Origin of the sequence: Peribacillus sp. NPDC076916 (genome assembly GCF_050269675.1) — a bacterium.
GTDB classification, from domain to species: Bacteria; Bacillota; Bacilli; order Bacillales; family DSM-1321; genus Peribacillus; species Peribacillus aracenensis.
Window position 1 is genome coordinate 760,279 of the sequence record NZ_JBNNIU010000003.1, and the last position, 18,085, is coordinate 778,363.

Annotated in this window: 16 protein-coding genes and 1 other annotated feature; of the genes, 13 read left to right on the forward strand and 3 right to left on the reverse strand. The window is 44.4% G+C overall.

The annotated features are described in order from the left end of the window. Nucleotides 1-10 precede the first annotated feature (10 nt). Genes ruvB through yajC form a run of 5 tightly spaced genes read left to right on the forward strand, consistent with a single transcriptional unit; the run spans nucleotide 11 to nucleotide 3,782 of the window. Nucleotides 11-1,009 carry a Holliday junction branch migration DNA helicase RuvB gene (gene ruvB / locus ACQKFG_RS13255; protein WP_427559531.1) on the forward strand — a complete coding sequence of 333 codons (999 nt, stop codon included), beginning with the start codon at nucleotides 11-13 and terminating at the stop codon, nucleotides 1,007-1,009. Then, the gene (locus ACQKFG_RS13260) at nucleotides 1,006-1,212 is read left to right on the forward strand and encodes a DUF2905 domain-containing protein (protein ID WP_034308809.1); all 207 of its coding nucleotides are present in this window, start codon (nucleotides 1,006-1,008) and stop codon (nucleotides 1,210-1,212) included. Before ruvB ends, ACQKFG_RS13260 begins: the two co-directional genes overlap by 4 nt. A 38-nt stretch (nucleotides 1,213-1,250) precedes the next feature. Further along, on the forward strand, nucleotides 1,251-2,279 hold the full coding sequence (gene queA, locus ACQKFG_RS13265; protein ID WP_342614232.1) for a tRNA preQ1(34) S-adenosylmethionine ribosyltransferase-isomerase QueA: 1,029 nt from the start codon (nucleotides 1,251-1,253) through the stop codon (nucleotides 2,277-2,279). Nucleotides 2,280-2,315: 36 nt separating this feature from the next. Continuing rightward, nucleotides 2,316-3,455, forward strand: a complete 1,140-nt coding sequence (gene tgt / locus ACQKFG_RS13270) for a tRNA guanosine(34) transglycosylase Tgt (protein ID WP_076365000.1) — start codon at nucleotides 2,316-2,318, stop codon at nucleotides 3,453-3,455. Nucleotides 3,456-3,497: 42 nt separating this feature from the next. After that, nucleotides 3,498-3,782 carry a preprotein translocase subunit YajC gene (gene yajC, locus ACQKFG_RS13275; protein ID WP_192205936.1) on the forward strand — a complete coding sequence of 95 codons (285 nt, stop codon included), beginning with the start codon at nucleotides 3,498-3,500 and terminating at the stop codon, nucleotides 3,780-3,782. 43 nt (nucleotides 3,783-3,825) lie between these two features. Here yajC and ACQKFG_RS13280 read toward each other — a convergent pair whose 3' ends face one another. Beyond that, entirely contained in the window at nucleotides 3,826-4,197 is a 372-nt protein-coding gene (locus ACQKFG_RS13280) for a TIGR04086 family membrane protein (RefSeq protein WP_192207988.1), read from the reverse strand. 173 nt (nucleotides 4,198-4,370) lie between these two features. Here ACQKFG_RS13280 and ACQKFG_RS13285 point away from each other — a divergent pair, with 173 nt between their 5' ends. Beyond that, on the forward strand, nucleotides 4,371-5,045 hold the full coding sequence (locus tag ACQKFG_RS13285) for a DUF421 domain-containing protein (RefSeq protein ID WP_192205935.1): 675 nt from the start codon (nucleotides 4,371-4,373) through the stop codon (nucleotides 5,043-5,045). 28 nt (nucleotides 5,046-5,073) lie between these two features. Here ACQKFG_RS13285 and spoVB read toward each other — a convergent pair whose 3' ends face one another. Beyond that, nucleotides 5,074-6,636 (reverse strand): stage V sporulation protein B, encoded by a 1,563-nt coding sequence (gene spoVB / locus ACQKFG_RS13290; protein WP_192205934.1) that lies wholly within the window; start codon nucleotides 6,634-6,636, stop codon nucleotides 5,074-5,076. A gap of 170 nt (nucleotides 6,637-6,806) precedes the next feature. Between spoVB and ACQKFG_RS13295 the strand changes: the two genes are divergently transcribed. From ACQKFG_RS13295 to dtd, 6 genes are all read left to right on the forward strand, one after another. Then, nucleotides 6,807-7,112, forward strand: a complete 306-nt coding sequence (locus ACQKFG_RS13295; RefSeq protein WP_192205933.1) for a post-transcriptional regulator — start codon at nucleotides 6,807-6,809, stop codon at nucleotides 7,110-7,112. A gap of 195 nt (nucleotides 7,113-7,307) precedes the next feature. Next, entirely contained in the window at nucleotides 7,308-9,569 is a 2,262-nt protein-coding gene (gene secDF / locus ACQKFG_RS13300; RefSeq protein WP_427559538.1) for a protein translocase subunit SecDF, read from the forward strand. A gap of 146 nt (nucleotides 9,570-9,715) precedes the next feature. Then, a complete protein-coding gene (gene recJ / locus ACQKFG_RS13305; protein ID WP_427559541.1) occupies nucleotides 9,716-12,091 on the forward strand; it encodes a single-stranded-DNA-specific exonuclease RecJ in 2,376 nt (791 codons plus the stop codon). After that, nucleotides 12,082-12,594 carry an adenine phosphoribosyltransferase gene (locus ACQKFG_RS13310; protein ID WP_061464220.1) on the forward strand — a complete coding sequence of 171 codons (513 nt, stop codon included), beginning with the start codon at nucleotides 12,082-12,084 and terminating at the stop codon, nucleotides 12,592-12,594. Before recJ ends, ACQKFG_RS13310 begins: the two co-directional genes overlap by 10 nt. A gap of 318 nt (nucleotides 12,595-12,912) precedes the next feature. Next, the gene (locus ACQKFG_RS13315; protein WP_034308787.1) at nucleotides 12,913-15,111 is read left to right on the forward strand and encodes a RelA/SpoT family protein; all 2,199 of its coding nucleotides are present in this window, start codon (nucleotides 12,913-12,915) and stop codon (nucleotides 15,109-15,111) included. Nucleotides 15,112-15,126: 15 nt separating this feature from the next. Then, on the forward strand, nucleotides 15,127-15,570 hold the full coding sequence (gene dtd / locus ACQKFG_RS13320; protein ID WP_427559544.1) for a D-aminoacyl-tRNA deacylase: 444 nt from the start codon (nucleotides 15,127-15,129) through the stop codon (nucleotides 15,568-15,570). Nucleotides 15,571-15,645: 75 nt separating this feature from the next. On the opposite strand, the gene ACQKFG_RS13325 is transcribed toward dtd, so the two are convergent. Beyond that, entirely contained in the window at nucleotides 15,646-17,415 is a 1,770-nt protein-coding gene (locus ACQKFG_RS13325; protein ID WP_427559547.1) for an SH3 domain-containing protein, read from the reverse strand. A 128-nt stretch (nucleotides 17,416-17,543) separates the two neighbouring features. On the opposite strand from ACQKFG_RS13325, the gene ACQKFG_RS13330 reads away from it, so the two are divergent. Continuing rightward, nucleotides 17,544-17,717 carry a hypothetical protein gene (locus ACQKFG_RS13330; RefSeq protein WP_048683752.1) on the forward strand — a complete coding sequence of 58 codons (174 nt, stop codon included), beginning with the start codon at nucleotides 17,544-17,546 and terminating at the stop codon, nucleotides 17,715-17,717. Nucleotides 17,718-17,795: 78 nt separating this feature from the next. Next, nucleotides 17,796-18,032 (forward strand) — a binding site (T-box leader). The last annotated feature ends 53 nt before the right edge of the window (nucleotides 18,033-18,085 follow it).

Genomic DNA, 18,085 nt, shown 5'->3' on the forward strand with positions numbered 1-18,085 from the left:
GAGTGGCGCAATGGAGGAGAGAATATTCAATCAGGAAGCCGATTTGAACGAACTGTCCTTTGAACAAAGCCTGCGGCCTCAAAACTTAAAGCAATATATCGGACAGGATAAAGTGAAAGCGAATTTAAGTGTATACATCGAAGCGGCAAGGATGCGTGAAGAAACGCTCGATCATGTACTTTTATATGGACCGCCTGGTCTTGGAAAGACGACGCTTGCCGTCATCATCGCCAATGAAATGGGTGTGAATATCCGCACGACTTCCGGTCCCGCCATTGAGCGGCCGGGAGATCTGGCGGCCATTTTGAGTGCACTTGAACCAGGTGATGTATTGTTCATCGATGAGATTCACCGTCTTCCGCGTGTCGTTGAAGAAGTGCTATATCCGGCTATGGAGGACTTCTGTCTGGATATTGTAGTAGGTAAGGGACCGGAAGCCCGTTCGATCAGGATCGACTTGCCGCCGTTCACCCTCGTAGGGGCCACGACACGTGCAGGCTCATTGTCTGCACCGCTCAGGGACCGTTTTGGCGTTTTGAGCCGTCTTGAATATTACACGGAAAACCATTTGACTGATATCATCATCCGTACAGCAAGAATCATGGATACGGAAATGGATGATCAAGCAGCGGCCGAGCTTGCAAGAAGGTCAAGGGGCACCCCGAGAATTGCCAATCGGCTTTTACGGAGGGTCCGGGATTTCGCCCAGGTGCGCGGTGATGGTACGATAACGGCCGAGCTTGCCGATTATGCGCTTGAATTAATGCAGGTCGACCGTTTAGGACTCGATCATATTGACCATAAATTACTTAAAGGGATCATTGAAAAATTCCGTGGCGGACCAGTGGGTCTGGAAACGATTGCGGCAACGATTGGCGAAGAGGCACATACGATCGAAGATGTGTATGAACCATATCTGTTACAAGTCGGTTTTCTTCAGCGTACCCCAAGAGGCCGGATGGCAACACAGCTAGTTTATGAGCATTTCGGCATGGAGTTGCCTGAATGATGAATATACCAAAGATGGTTATGATTCTGGGTGTGATTATATTCGTGATTGGTTTTGCGATGAAATATATACATCTCGGCAGGCTGCCGGGAGATATTTTTCTGAAAAAGGGGAATACGACGTTTTACTTTCCTATCGTTACATCAATCATCGTCAGTGTTGTGTTGTCCGCGATTTTTTATTTGATCGGCCGTTTTAAATAATGATTACAGCTTGATAGACATGTAAGGAAGTGGAACAGATGAAATTGGATATGTTTGATTTTCATTTACCGGAGGAACTGATTGCCCAAGTTCCTTTGGAAGATAGGGAAGCTAGTAGATTGATGGTGCTGGACAAAGAAACCGGTAAGCTTCAGCATGATGTATTCAGCCATATTACGGAATATATCAAACCGGGAGATTGCCTGGTGTTGAATGATACAAAGGTGCTTCCGGCCCGACTATACGGCAGTAAAGAAGGAACCGGTGCAAAAATCGAAGTATTGCTGCTTAAGCAAGAGCATGATGATGTATGGGAAACGCTTGTGAAGCCGGCCAAACGGATTAAAGAAGGATCGACGATCGTTTTTGGCGATGGTAAGCTGAGTGCCGTCTGTACAGGCGTGCTTGAGCATGGCGGCCGAATCCTTGAATTTAAATATGACGGCATATTTTATGAAATACTGGAGCAGCTTGGCGAAATGCCGTTACCTCCATACATCAAGGAGCAACTCGACGACCAGGACCGCTATCAAACGGTATATGCACGTGAACGTGGATCTGCTGCGGCACCTACTGCTGGCCTGCATTTTACGGAGGATTTACTTGAGAAACTTAAAGGGATGGGGGTCCACATCGCCTTCATCACACTGCATGTTGGACTTGGTACATTCCGTCCAGTAAGTGTCGACGATATTGACAGCCACGAAATGCATTCGGAATTTTATCAAATGACGGAAGGCACAGCCAGATTGCTGAATGATGTGAAAGCTAAGGGCGGGAAAATCATTACGGTCGGCACAACGTCCACAAGGACATTGGAAACGATTGCGTCCCGCAATGATGGGGTCTTCAAGGAAGAGAATGGCTGGACGAGCATCTTCATTTATCCTGGTTATGAGTTCAAAGGGATCGATGCGATGATAACGAATTTCCATTTGCCCAAATCTACTTTAATCATGCTTATTTCTGCACTCGCAGGCAGGGAGCATGTCCTACATGCTTATGAAACGGCTGTGGAAGAAAAATACAGGTTCTTTAGTTTTGGAGATGCAATGTTAATTAAGTAATATAAGAGTGTGAGGCTCTTGAAGGGAGTTATTGCGTTGACTGCAATACGATATGAGTTAATCAAAACATGTAAACAGACAGGGGCAAGGCTAGGCCGCGTCCATACGCCGCATGGTTCTTTTGAAACGCCGGCATTTATGCCGGTTGGAACGATGGCTACTGTCAAAACGATGTCCCCGGAAGATTTGAAACAAATGGGGGCAGGTATCATCCTGAGCAATACGTACCACCTATGGCTGCGTCCGGGGCATGAAATCATCAAGGAAGCTGGCGGATTGCATAAGTTCATGAACTGGGATCGGGCGATTTTAACCGACTCAGGCGGCTTTCAAGTCTTCAGTTTGAGCGAGTTCCGTAAAATTGAAGAAGAGGGCGTGCATTTCAGGAACCATCTGAATGGCGATAAATTATTCTTATCTCCGGAAAAAGCGATGGAAATACAAAATGCGCTTGGTTCCGATATTATGATGGCATTCGATGAATGTCCTCCATTTCCGGCGACTGAAGAGTATATGAAGAAGTCGGTAGAACGGACGTCGCGCTGGGCGGAACGCTGTTTGAATGCACATGAGCGCCCAAATGACCAAGGTCTGTTCGGAATCGTTCAAGGCGGGGAGTTTGAAAATCTTCGCAAACAAAGTGCAAAAGACCTTGTCTCCCTTGACTTCCCGGGTTATGCTATTGGAGGACTATCCGTAGGGGAACCGAAGGATATCATGAACCGCGTCCTTGAGTTTACAAGTCCGCTTTTGCCAACTGACAAACCGCGTTACCTTATGGGAGTCGGTTCACCGGATTCATTGATCGATGGTGCACTCCGCGGTATCGACATGTTTGACTGTGTACTGCCGACGCGAATTGCGCGTAATGGTACGCTCATGACAAGCAATGGGCGTCTGGTTGTGAAAAATGCGAAGTATGCACGCGATTTCGGTCCAATCGATGAAAATTGCGATTGCCATGTTTGCAAGAATTATAGCCGGGCATATATCCGCCATTTGATTAAATGTGAAGAAACCTTTGGGATTCGTCTTACGACTTACCATAATCTTCACTTTCTGTTAAACTTGATGGAACAGGTCAGACAAGCTATTCGAGAAGATCGTCTTGGAGACTTTAGGGAAGAGTTTTTTGAGCAGTATGGTTTCAATGAACCAAATGCGAGAAACTTCTAATTCCATAAATATTTTAATGAACGAAAGGAGTGAATATACAAGATGGGTTCTTTAACACAAATACTTCCATTGATTTTAATGTTCGTATTGTTCTATTTCTTATTGATCCGCCCGCAGCAAAAACGCCAAAAGGCTACGCAAAACATGCAAAGCAGTTTGAAAAAAGGTGATAAAGTTGCTACAATCGGCGGCATGCACGGAACAATTGATGCAATCGATGACTTGAAAATCGTCATTAAATCACCAGACGGCACAAAACTGACTTTTGACCGTGCAGCAATCCGTGAAATTACGGAAAGCGCACCGAATAAAGAAGTATCCGTATAAAACAAACGAAAACCGGGCCATGTGCCCGGTTTTCGTTTGTTTTTTAATCGGGACGGGAGTCGGAACTCATGTTGACCCCAAGCACGCCGCCCATCATGGCCGTAATCACAAAACAGCCATAGTATATCCATTGCTTGATGGTGAAGAGTGCATCGTGGCCTAAATATTGAAAAAGGAACACGACCAACAGATAAAGCAGCCCAGTGCTCCCGCCCAAGAATAGTCCTTGCTTTTTCCCTTTGCCTCCTGAAATGAATCCACCAATGAACAGCGATAAAAAGGACACGATCATGATCACGTATGTCAGGGATGATTCCGTCAATGAAGTAAAACGAAGAAGGATGGAAACGATTAAACTAGCAATCATCGCTATTGCAAAGATGGAGCCTACGCCATAAATCACGGCGACACTCATTTTTTTAGTTTCGATGGGTATTCCTCCTTTTTGAAAGGCTGATACGTATAGCCTGTTTATGTGTTTGTACAAGCATATTCCCGATATCGAACCTTTAGACCAGGTTTAAGGAGCTTCCGGAAAAATTAGAAAAGATTATGGAGTAATTTTTCAGCTCCCAAGCCATGCTATGGATGAAGGAGTGTTATTCATTGGATACCCTGGCTATTATTTTTAGAACAACAGTGATCTATCTAGTCATATTATTACTTTTCCGATTGATGGGTAAGCGGGAAGTTGGGGAACTGAGCATTCTTGATTTGGTGGTATCCATCATGATAGGGGACATTGCCGTCCTTTCCTTTGAAGATTTGGATAAACCATTTTTAAGGCAAATCATACCGATGTTCGTACTTGCTTTCATCCAAATAATCATGGCCTACATTTCATTGAAAAGCATAAGGTTTCGAAACATCGTGGACGGTAAGCCGCAGATCATCATCAATCAAGGGAAAATAGATGAAAAAGCGATGCGTAGGCAAAGATATAATTTCGATGATTTATTGACCCAGCTGCGTGAACAGGGGATAAGCGATTTAAATGAAGTGCAATTCGCCATCCTCGAATCCTCAGGAAAGCTTTCAATCATCAAGAATACCAAAGGTAAAAGGTCTAAAACCAAGGAAACACCTTATCCCCTTATAATAGACGGGGAAATACAGGAGAGGAATCTCGATAGAATTGGCAAAAATCATTTTTGGCTCCGGCACCAGTTGAAAAAACGGGGAGAAACGAAGATTACAGAAATTTCGATTTGTGGGTACATAGATGGCCAATTTTATATCGATAAAAATGAAACGAAGAAATGACCGAAGCCTTTTAATGCTTCGGTTCATTTTATTTCCAAGCGAATTTTGATAAAAAGCCGCCCACTACAGGAATCCTGATCAGATCCGCCTTTTTTATGCTGCCGGTCATGAGCAGGAAAAATGTGAACAGCAGGATAACGATCGTCACGGAAAACATAAGCCGTGTGCCAAGTGGCAGTGAGGAGAGCGGGAATTGATAAAGATAATAACCGCCCCATCCTGAAATTAAAGCAAGGACCAAAGCTGATATATAGCTGCGGAAATGAAGCGTGAAAGGAACGACCTTCAGCACGGTTGAAAAATGCAGGAAGGTAACGAGCATCGTACCGACAGCTATCCCCACTGCGGCACCCATGATCCCGAAGCTTTCCTTTGACGCCAGCAGCCAGATCACACCGATTTTAAGGATGTTCCCAGCTAGGCTGTTGAACATTGCGGCCTTTGCAAGATCCAATGCTTGCAGCATGGATTGCAGCGGATATTGAAAGTAATAAAGAATGAAAAAAGGTGCCAGGAATTTAATGAAAACAGCAGCATGCGATGAGCCATACATGACTTGTAAAATCGGTTCGGCAAAGATGAACAGAATGACGATAGCTAAACAGCCTGTAATAAAGGTGATTTTCAGGGCCTGCTGAAGCCTGTGTTCAACGAGTAAAAAGTTTCCGGTCGTACGGGCTTCACTCACTGCCGGGACAAGTGCCGTCGCCAATGATGATGTAACGAATGATGGAAGCATGAGTAAAGGCAGTGCGTACCCTGTCAGCTCCCCGTATTGACTGGTGGCTGCGGCTGCGGTGACTCCGGCGATTGCCAAACTTTGAGCGACCACGATCGGTTCGAAAAACCACGAAACCGATCCGATCATCCTGCTTCCTGTGGAGGGAAGGGCGATCCCCATCAATTCCGTGAACGTTCCTTTTCCGGATTTGACATTCTTGAAGAAACCCTTTCTGAACTTAAAATGTTTCTTTAATTTAAAGCTTGTCAATAAGTAGAAGAGGGATACAAGTTCACCGATAATCGATGCGAACATCGCACCGGCTGCTGCATATTCAATTCCATATGGCAAAAAGGCCTTCGTCAGGACGGCTATGAAAGTAATTCTGGCCACCTGTTCGATAACTTGGGAGAAAGCGAAGGGCTTCATATTTTGCTTGCCTTGGAAATAACCGCGCAGTACGGATGAGACGGCGATGATCGGTACGATAGGGGCAATCGCCATGAGCGGCCATAGCGTCCGTTTATCAGTGAATAGGTAATCTGAGAGAACCGGCGCGAAAAGCAGCATCGCAGGAGTGAAAATCATCGATAGAGTAATGGTGCAGGCCAAAGAGACGACAAGGATTTTCTTGATTTTCCGCTCATCACCTCTGGCATTGGCCTCAGCCACGTATTTCGAAATGGCGATTGGCAGGCCTAACTGGGTTATGTTCACGACGAGAAAGAGGGTCGGTAATGCCATCATATATAAACCAACGCCTTCTTCGCCGATGAAGCGGGCGATGACAATGCGGTTAATGAAACCAAGAACCCTTGTAATCAGGCTTGCGATTAATAAAATCAGCGTCCCTTTTAAAAATTTGGACATTGAACTCCCTCCCTGCCTTCTCAAAAAAGCGGTTATGCTATACAATTATCTATATGCTTGTACTTGGACAAAGCATGACAAAAGTGTTTGTTTGCGTTCTAACAAATGATCGAAACCCTTCTAAGAAAATGCGCATTTATTTGAGAATCATTTTTACTGGAGGCAAAGTGATGGCAAAAAAGAATCATCCCTATCAAAGGTATTATCTAAAGGTACGTCCATTTTTGAAGAGCAAGCGTGAGGAATTCCAAATGGTCGGATTGAATGCCGTAACGGAGGAAGACATTTGGGGAACTTTAACGAAAAATAAATGGAAGCGTCCGCAGGAAAATATTCACCTTCATGAACTTGTCGCAGATATCGTGACATTTTCGAGCAATCAGTTCATGAACTTCCAAATGGTTGAAGCATATAAATCACCAAACCTATTTGAGCCGCTTTCTGAAGAAGAACTGAAGGAACTTTTTAAAGAATAAAGCAAAGATATACTTAAATTGACAGCTGTTTATATATGACTCATAATAGATATGGTTATGCTTTTTTTGGAAAAAGCAGGGAAGCTGTATCCTTTTTCTCAAGAAGCAAAGGGTTTGCAGTTATCATATAAACTAAAAATGACAGTTTTTTTAACTTCAGGAACAGGCGTATTATAGAAAGGGGCCTACTACATAATGGTAAAAAGAAGCAGGATCGTTGCGTTTTTTCTAATCGCACTATTGATTTTCGCAGCGATGGGGACGACTTCAAAAGGAATCCTAAAGGATATCAAGCTGGGTCTTGATCTTCAAGGCGGTTTTGAAGTGTTATATGAAGTAAAACCGCTGTCTGGGGAAAAGATCACCCCGGAAGTTTTACGGGCTACAGTAAGCTCGCTTGAGCGGCGTGTCAATGTTTTGGGCGTTAGCGAACCTAACATTCAAATCGAAGGGAAAGACCGGATTCGCGTTCAATTGGCTGGAGTCAAAGACCAAAACAACGCTCGCGAAATCCTCTCGACACAAGCTAAATTATCTTTTCGTGACTACAACGATAAGGAAATGATGACCGGTGCCGACCTGAAAGAAGGCGGCGCGAAACAAACGTTCCAAGATAATAAACCGGTTGTCGAAGTCACATTGAAAGATGTAAATAAATTTAAGGACATCACTCAAAAAATATCCTCGATGCCAAGTCCGACTAATGTACTTGCAATCTGGCTGGATTTCGAGGAAGGAAAAGATTCGATTAAGGATACAGCCTCACAGGACAATATGATATCCGCTCCGGCTGTCAGTGAAGTTTTCAATACGAAGAAGGTGTATATTACCGGTCAATTCACGGTGGAAGAAGCGAAAGAGCTTGCAGACCTTCTGGATGCCGGTGCTTTGCCTGTAGATTTAAAAGAAAAGTATTCCACTTCTGTAGGTGCCCAGTTCGGTGCGGGTGCACTGAATGATACTATTTTCGCAGGAATCATCGGAATTGCACTTGTTTTTATCTTCATGCTTGTGTATTACCGCTTCCCGGGATTCATTGCGGTCGTCACGTTGAGCATATACCTTTTCTTGACGCTTTTAGTGTTTGATTGGATGAATGCGGTCCTAACGCTGCCTGGTATTGCTGCATTGGTACTCGGGGTCGGGATGGCAGTCGACGCCAATATCATAACCTATGAGCGGATCAGGGATGAATTGAAACTGGGCAGATCGGTTAAAGCGGCTTATAAAGAAGGTACCAAGAATTCACTTGCTACGATCATGGATGCCAACTTAACGACCCTGCTGGCTGCGGCTGTTCTATTCTTTTATGGAACAAGCTCGGTTAAAGGGTTTGCCACCACTTTGATCATTTCAATTTTAATGAGTTTCATTACAGCCGTCTATGGTACACGCCTCTTCATGAGCCTTTGGGTGAATAGCGGGTTCCTGGACAAACATGCATCGTGGTTTGGTGTGAAGAAGAAATACATTCACGATTTATCCGAGAAAATGGATTTAATGTCATTGCCAACACGCTTTGATAAAATTGATTTCGTCAAACATCGGAAAGTTTTTTATGGCATTTCAATCGGTGTCACCATTATCGGGATCATTTTCCTGCTCGTCTTCAGATTGAATCTTGGGATTGATTTCACGAGCGGTACCCGAATCGAGGTTGCGTCCAAAGACGTCTTGACGACTCAGCAAGTCAAAACCGAAATGGAAAAGGTCGGTATCGACGCGGATGATATCAAGGATGTCAGGCTCGCTGGTAAAGACAATAAAAATGCTGTCGTTCGGACAGTCGGTGTCCTCGATAAACAGGAAATCGCTGAATTGAAGGACCATTTCAAGAAGGATTACGGAGCGGAACCGAATGTCAGCACCGTATCACCGACTGTAGGAAAAGAGCTTGCAAAAAATGCCATGTATGCGTTAGCGATCGCATCAATCGGAATCATATTGTATGTATCGATACGATTTGAATGGCGAATGGCCGTACCTGCCGTGGTCGCGCTCATACATGATGCCTTCTTCATCATCACGATTTTTAGCTTGCTCCGGCTCGAAGTGGATATCACCTTCATTGCTGCGGTTCTGACGATCGTCGGTTATTCGATCAATGATACGATCGTAACCTTTGACCGTATTCGTGAAAACCTGCGCTTCAGCCGTAAAGTCAAAACCGTCGAAGAACTTGAGAACATTGTGAATATCAGTATCAGGCAAACTTTGACGAGATCCATTAACACGGTTCTGACCGTTCTCATCACGGTCGTTGCATTGATGATCTTCGGCAGTGAAGCTATCCGTAACTTCTCCATTGCCCTGTTTATCGGTTTAATTTGCGGCGTGTATTCATCGCTATTGATCGCTTCCCAATTCTGGCTTGATTTGAAAATCAGGGAATTGAAGAAGAAAGGTCCGCTGAATACCGCGAAAGAAAAGAAACAAAGTCTTGAAGGACAAGTTTAATAGGTGAAAGGGGGCTGGCATGATGCCAGCCTTCTTTTTATTGAACTAAGCTTATCGAACAGGGAATTGCAGCCAATTATGAGTTTAAAATAAAATTGAAACTGGTATATTCGTTTTGTATAATGAGTAAGTTGAGGGGTGAATAAATGTTAAAGCCAAAAACCCGGTGGAACTTACGAACTGCCGATGAAAACAAAGTTGCTGTACTAGCTGAAGAGCTTCATATCACACCTTTGGTTGCAGCCCTGCTTGTGAATCGAGGCCTGGATACGATTGAAAGTGCCCGATCATTTTTATTTGTAAAAAATCAAACTTTTCATGATCCATTTTTATTGAAGGATATGGATAAAGCAGTATATAGAATAAGAGAAGCGATTCAAAATGGAGAAAAAATACGTATATTCGGTGATTATGATGCGGATGGCGTGACATCGACCACAGTGATGATGACGGCGCTGACGAGATTGGGTGCAGATGTTGACTTTTATATCCCGAATCGGTTTACAGAAGGATATGGTCCGAATCCGATGGCATTCCGCCTTGCAGCCGAGCAAGGGGTGAAGGTATTAATAACCGTTGATACCGGAATTTCTGCAGTCGATGAAGCGAAACTTGCAGGCGAGCTTGGCATGGATTATATTTTGACCGACCACCATGAACCGGGACCGGAACTGCCTGAGGCATTGGCAATCATCCATCCTAAGCTTGAGGACAGTTCCTATCCATTTAAAGAGCTTGCCGGAGTAGGGGTCGCATTTAAGCTGGCACACGCCTTGCTTGGGGAATTGCCTGAGGATTTGCTTGAGATAGCGGCAATCGGCACGATAGCGGATTTAGTGCCTTTACAAGGGGAAAACCGCGTCATTGCTGCGAAAGGCATCGAGCAGTTACGTTTGACGCGCCGCCCGGGACTTGTTGCCTTAATGAAAGTGGCGAATGTTCAGCAGGAAGCATTGAATGAAGAATCGATCGGCTTTGCGATGGCACCGCGGATCAATGCTGTCGGGCGCCTTGGAGATGCCGATCCCGCTGTCGATTTATTGATGTCACAAAGTCTGGAAGAAGCGACGGAACTTGCCAATGAAATCAATGATATCAATAAAGAGCGACAGGAAATGGTTGCGGCAATGGCGGAAGAAGCGATTGCTGAAGTCGAGGAAAACTACCCGCCGGAGTCCAATGGAGTGCTCATCATCGGCAGGGAGGGCTGGAACGCCGGAGTTGTGGGAATTGTGGCCTCTAAACTTGTTGAACGCTTTTACCGGCCGACGATTGTATTGAGCTATGACCGGGAAAAGGGATTAGCTAAAGGTTCTGCTCGGAGCATCGCCGGTTTCGATTTATTTCAAAGTCTTTCCGCCTGCCGTGAAATGCTGCCTCATTTCGGTGGACATCCGATGGCTGCTGGAATGACCTTGAAAATAGAAGATGTTCAGGAGCTCAGGGACCGCATGAACTTGATTGCGAAGGAACAACTGAACGAAGAGGACTTCACACCCATCACAAACTTGGACGGAGCAACGACTTTAGCTGAAGTTTCCATTCAAACGATTCAGGAAATGAGCTTGCTGGCGCCATTCGGGGTTACGAATCCTAAGCCGAAGATTTTGATAGATTCCGTCCAGCTTTCTAGTGTCCGCAAAATTGGTGCCAACCAAAATCACTTGAAGGTACAGCTGGAAGATGGTGAAAATCACAAACTTGACGGTGTGGGCTTCGGTCTCGGTCATTTTGTCGATGAAATAGCTCCGCACGCTGAAGTCTCGGTTATTGGTGAGCTTTCCATCAATGAGTGGAATAATATGAAAAAGCCCCAGATCTTTGTCCAGGATGTCTCGGTGAACCATTGGCAGTTATTCGATTACCGCGGCAAGGGACAGGCAGAGAAGTGGCTTGCCGACATTCCTGTACAAAACCGGAAGATCGTCATTTTCTCGGAAGATATTTATCGCAGATACCCATTTTTGCAAAACCATCCAGATCTCGTTCATATCAAGAATGAACTGGATGCAGAGCAGCTCGACTGCTTCGAAGGTCATTTGGCATTCATGGACATGCCGCCGTCCAGGGAATATTTGAAACGGGTGATTTCCAATAAGAACCCTTCGCGTATCTACGCTCACTTTTCCCATGAACAGGACCATTTCTTAAGTACGATGCCAACAAGGGATCATTTTAAATGGTTCTATGCCTTCCTTGCCAAAAAAGGTCCGCTCGATGTGAAAAGATACGGTGATGACCTGGCCAAATATCGCGGCTGGTCAAGAGATACAGTGGATTTTATTTCTAAGGTGTTTTTTGAGCTTGATTTTGTTACAATAGAGAATGGGTTAATTATGCTCACAACCAATGCGAAAAAACGCGATCTCAGTGAATCTGAATCGTATACAAGAAAGAAAGAGCAATTTGAGCTTGAACAAGAGCTTGTTTATTCTTCCTATCAGCAATTATTCGATTGGTTCAATCATTATTTAGTTCATGAGGCAACAGACCTTGAGGAGGAAACAAAGCAATGGATTTAAAGCAATATGTAACAATTGTGCAAGACTGGCCAAAACCGGGTATTGTCTTCAAAGATATTACAACATTAATGGATAACGGCGCAGCTTATAAATATGCAACAGACCAAATCGTCGAGTACGCCCGCGATAAAAATATCGACTTGGTGGTCGGGCCGGAAGCACGCGGATTCATTATCGGATGTCCAGTCGCATACTCATTGGAAGTGGGCTTTGCGCCAGTGAGAAAAGAAGGAAAACTTCCACGTGAAACGATAAAAGTCGAATATGGATTAGAATATGGCAAGGATGTATTGACAATCCATAAAGATGCCATTAAACCGGGACAGCGTATCCTGATCACGGATGATTTGCTTGCTACCGGGGGAACAATCGAAGCGACGATCAAATTGGTTGAACAGCTTGGCGGAATTGTAGCCGGGATTGCATTCCTTATTGAATTGACAGACTTGGATGGTAAAGATAAATTAGACGGCTATGATGTCTTGACATTAATGAGCTTTTAATAAACGAGAGCACTCTTAACAGGGTGCTCTTTTTCTCTTTTTACTCATTTTAGCTGGATTTTGTCGAATTTCCAGTGAAAAAATGCCCTATTCTTAATAAAATACACGTTTAACTCTTTACATCCTTGCCTTTTTTTTCGATAATAGTAATAATAAAGAGTTTTTCTGCTAATAAGTTTATTTGCACTTTATCCGTTTAAGCGGATTTATTTTTTTTCGCAAAAATTGTCACGTTTTGCAGAATAAAGGGAAGTGCTACCAATCATACTCAATCCGGATCATATCCGGTGGCAGTTAAAGTGGGGTTAAGGTGATTAAATGGCTAATGATCAAATATTGACTGCCGAGCAGGTTGTGGAACGGGCCAGCTTATATCTTCAGCCGGAAGAAGCTGAATTTATCCATAGAGCGTTTAAGTATGCAGAGTATGCTCACCGAGAACAATTCCGTAAATCGGGAGAGCCGTATATCATTCATCCGATTCAAGTGGCGGGCATTCTGGCTGATCTTGAAATGGACCCTGCAACCATTGCGGCAGGTTTTTTACATGATGTTGTTGAAGACACGGAGATCACTTTGAAGGACATTGAAGAAAATTTCAGTCCTGAAGTCGCCATGCTTGTGGATGGTGTGACCAAGTTAGGAAAAATCAAATACAAATCACAGCAGGAGCAACAGGCGGAAAACCATCGGAAAATGTTCGTGGCGATGGCCCAGGATATACGGGTCATCTTGATCAAGCTTGCGGACAGACTGCATAATATGCGGACATTGAAGCATCTGCCGCAGGAAAAGCAGAGAAGGATATCGAACGAGACGTTGGAAATCTTCGCACCGCTTGCCCATCGTCTTGGTATCAGCACGATTAAATGGGAACTGGAAGATACTGCTCTAAGGTATTTGAATCCTCAGCAGTATTACCGAATCGTCAACCTGATGAAGAAAAAGCGTGCAGAACGTGAAAACTATCTGGAAGAAGTCATTGATGAAGTGCGTAAAAACGTTGAGGAAGTCAACATTAAGGCTGACCTATCCGGCAGGCCGAAACATATATACAGCATTTATCGCAAAATGGCTTTGCAGAATAAGCAGTTCAGCGAAATTTATGATTTGCTTGCAGTTCGGATCGTCGTCAATAGCATAAAAGATTGCTATGCCGTTTTAGGGATCATCCATACATGCTGGAAGCCGATGCCTGGCCGATTCAAAGACTATATCGCGATGCCGAAGCCGAATATGTATCAATCGCTTCATACGACGGTGATCGGACCGAAAGGCGATCCGCTGGAAGTGCAGATCCGTACTTCCGATATGCATCGCATTGCCGAGTTCGGGGTTGCTGCGCACTGGGCTTATAAAGAGGGAAAAGATGTCGGTGAACAGCCTTCATTGGAAGAAAAATTGACATGGTTCCGGGAAATTCTTGAATTCCAGGATGATGCGACTAATGCCGAGGAATTCATGGAATCCCTTAAAATAGATCTTTTTTCCGATATGGTATTCATTTTCACTCCAAAAGGCGATGTCATCGAACTGCCATCAGGATCCAACCCGATTGATTTCGCTTACCGGATTCACTCGGAAATCGGAAATAAAACGATTGGTGCCAAAGTGAACGGGAAAATGGTACCGCTGGATTATAAACTGAAAACTGGCGACATCATAGAAATCTTAACATCGAAGCATTCATATGGCCCAAGTCAGGATTGGCTTAAGCTAACGCAAACATCTCAAGCGAAAAATAAAATCCGCCAATTTTTCAAGAAGCAGCGCCGAGAAGAAAATATCGAAAAAGGCAAAGAGCTTGTTGAAAAGGAAATCAAGGATATGGAGTTCGACCTGAAGGAAATCCTGGCTGCCGAGAATATCAGGCGTGTTGCGGATAAATTCAACTTCCTGAATGAAGAGGATATGTATGCAGCAGTCGGATATAACGGAATAACAGCCCTTCAGGTAGCTAATCGCCTTACCGAAAAATGGCGTAAGCAGAAAATGGTCGAGCAAGAAGCAGATATTTCTGAAGCGGTAGCCGATCTGAAAACCTTCTCCAATACATCTAAAAAACGTGACTCAGGCGTACAGGTACCGGGGATTGATAACCTGCTTATCCGTTTATCACGCTGTTGTAACCCAGTTCCAGGGGACGAAATCGTTGGTTATATAACCAAAGGCCGTGGAGTTTCAGTTCATAGACAAGATTGCCCGAACCTGGATAGCGGAGATGCCGATCATCGCCTCGTACCGGTTGAATGGGAAAGTACGATTAACGAACGCAAGGAATACATCGTAGAAATTGAAATCAGCGGCTATGACCGTCGCGGCTTATTAAACGAAGTGCTGCAAGCCGTCAATGAAACCAAGACCAACATTTCAGCGGTCTCGGGTAAATCCGACAGGAATAAGGTAGCGACCATTCACATGTCGATTTATATTCATAACATTGCCCATTTACAAAAGGTCGTCGACCGCATAAAACAAATTTCAGATGTTTATTCCGTCAGAAGGATAATGAACTAAGGAGTTTTTATTGCCATGCGTGTTGTTTTACAACGTTCCAAAGCGGCAAAAGTCGTTGTCGCAGACCAAATAATCGGGCAAATCGACAGCGGGATCGTCCTGTTGGTTGGTATCACCCATGGGGATACCATCGATGACGCCGCCTATTTGGCCGATAAGATTGTCAATCTAAGAATATTTGAAGATGAAAATGAAAAGATGAACCATTCACTATTGGATGTGGGAGGTTCGATTTTATCAGTTTCACAATTCACCTTATACGGCGATTGCCGTAAAGGCCGTCGCCCCAACTTCATGGACGCCGCCCGTCCTGAAGAGGCGAATGAATTATATGAAGCATTTAACGACGAACTCCGCAAGAAAGGCGTCCATACGGAAACAGGCCAATTCGGTGCCATGATGGATGTTCAGCTTACAAATGACGGTCCCGTTACATTAATACTTGAAAGCAAAAAATAACCTGCTGCGACAGGTTTTTTTGTTGGGGTGAGAGAAGAAAAGCCAGCTTCGATGCGAAGCTGGCTTTTCTTCTCTTTATTTAAAATACCGTGCCAATCCATTATAGATGGCCGATGTGACTTTTTCTTGATATTCATTCGATGTTAACGTCAATTCTTCCACTGGATTACTTAAATAACCTAGTTCAATGAGTGTAGCCACCCGTTTATTTTCACGGATAACATGGAAATCCCCGTATCGTGATCCACGATTGGGCACCTGCATGGTAGAACCGAGTGAATTGGCCAGGGTAGCCGCCAATGCACGCTGATAGTCATGATAGTAGTATGTTGTTATCCCGCTGGTGATCTGGTCCTTGGTGCTATCATAATGGAGGCTGATGAAAGCATCCGCGTTATGTATATGTGAAGTGCTGACCCGGGAAGGGAGTGGAACATAGGTATTTCCGCTTCTGGTCAGGATCACTTTAGCTCCTGCCGCCTGAAGTTTGTCACGCAGCAATTCTGCCGTTCGTGTCGTCAAGTTTTTCTCAAGTGTTCCACCGACGCCGATTGTACCGCTATCCCTGCCGCCATGGCCGGGATCGATCACAATGGTTTTATCCTTTAAGTATTTCTCAACGCCAGGCCGTTGGATCTGCTCGGGATTCCCTTCGATCGTCACGATCCATCCGGCCACATAAGCTGTTTTTCCGCTCTTAAGTTTAATGGAATACCAGTCGCCTTCCATACCCGATGCGGAGAAAGTTTCACCTGCATTGGCCTGCTTTACAATCTCTGAGTTGCCATCAGGCTCGCTTCTAAGGATCGTACCATCATGAATGATGGTAATCTTGTTTCCTTTTACATCAACCTTTTTTTCCTTCCCCGTTTCTTCAGCACTCTCTTTTTCCAGGTACCAACTCACGACCCAGCCCTTTTTTGAACCGGAGAGCTTTATTTGTGTCATATTTCCCTTTGATTGCAGCACGGCGTAAATCTCATCCTTGTTCACCGAACCGATGACCTTGCTTGAGAGAGAGGCTTCTTTCCTGACATTTAAACCCGTAGCGGTCACCCTTGCGGTGGCGCCTGCCGTATCATTTTTCATATCAGCTTTATCTTCGCTTACTTGTATGTAAGATTCAGCTACCCAACCGCGGACTCCTTGGAAATCAATTTCAGCCCATTCATTTTCAACCCCGTAAACGGTCACTGACGTATTTTTATTCAGCTTTCCAAGCGAGGCACTGCTTGTCGATGGTTCCGAACGGACATTGAGCCGATCCACCAAAGTTACACCGGTTCTTACTGATGGATTCGTTTCTTTTTCCTTAGTTGAATCTTTCTTCACTGCATTTCCTGATGCGGCAGGAAGCTTCAAGTAGTCAGATGAGACCCAGCCTTCGATATCAGCCATTTCGACCTTTATCCAATTTTCATTCTTTTCAATGATGTCAACAGCCGTTCCTTTACTCAAGGACCCAACCGTTTGAAATGTAGTGCCGGGACCTGTGCGGACACGGACGGAGCTGCCTGTTATCACGCCTTGTCCGGATTCTTTTTTGACCTGATTGGTTTCGGACCCCGTTTGTTTCTCCACTAACCAATTGGCAACCCATCCCGTTTTGCCGACGCCGATCCGGATTTCGATCCAGTCGCCATCCTCATTCAGAATGGGATACGATTCCCCTTTTTCCAGTTTTTTTACGATAGGGAAACTGAGGCCAGCACCTTCACGGACATTGACCACTTGGGTCGTTACGATATTTTCCCCTTCATCTTTTCCATAAGCGTGATTGATGGGGAAAAGCGCTGAGAATATCAGCATCAGTGTCAGGCCGAATAAACCCGATTTCTTCTTCATATACTTGTCTCTCCCTTTAATGTCTATATGTATGTATTCTCGTTCAATGAAAATTTCCCTCTTTCCCTGTGCAAAAAACATTTTTTTTAGGAAAGAATAGAGCTTATATAACTCTAGGAGGGAACCACATGAAATTCAGCGAAAAAGATCAAACGAGCTTAAGCGGAGGCAATCAAGTACTGGGTGTCGATTTTCACGATTTCATTCAAAAGGAACAAAGCGCAAACCTTGTTGAATTGGCATCCGAATTCGGGGTCAATGTCCGGACGATCAAAAATTTGAAAAAACGTATGAACCAATAAAATGCGACAAAATCCTCAGTCTGCCTTGACATTTGATGTTAACGTCCGTATGATTATAAAATATCAGACTTATTACTGCAATAACCAATGATGGAGAAGAGTAATTAAGAAACACATGAAAAGAGAGGAAATGCCGAGGCTGAAAGCATTCCACATGATGACTTAATGAAAGAACCCTCCGTAGGCTTCACTCCGAACGGATTTACTTAATAGGAGATGGACGTAAAACAGGCGTTAACTGTTCTTGAGCGGGGGCACTTTTTTTGTGCTTCAACTAGGGTGGCACCACGGGATATCCAAACTCTCGTCCCTTGTAACGGATAAGTTACAAGGGGCGGGAGTTTTTTGTTTGGAAAAAATCAGTATAG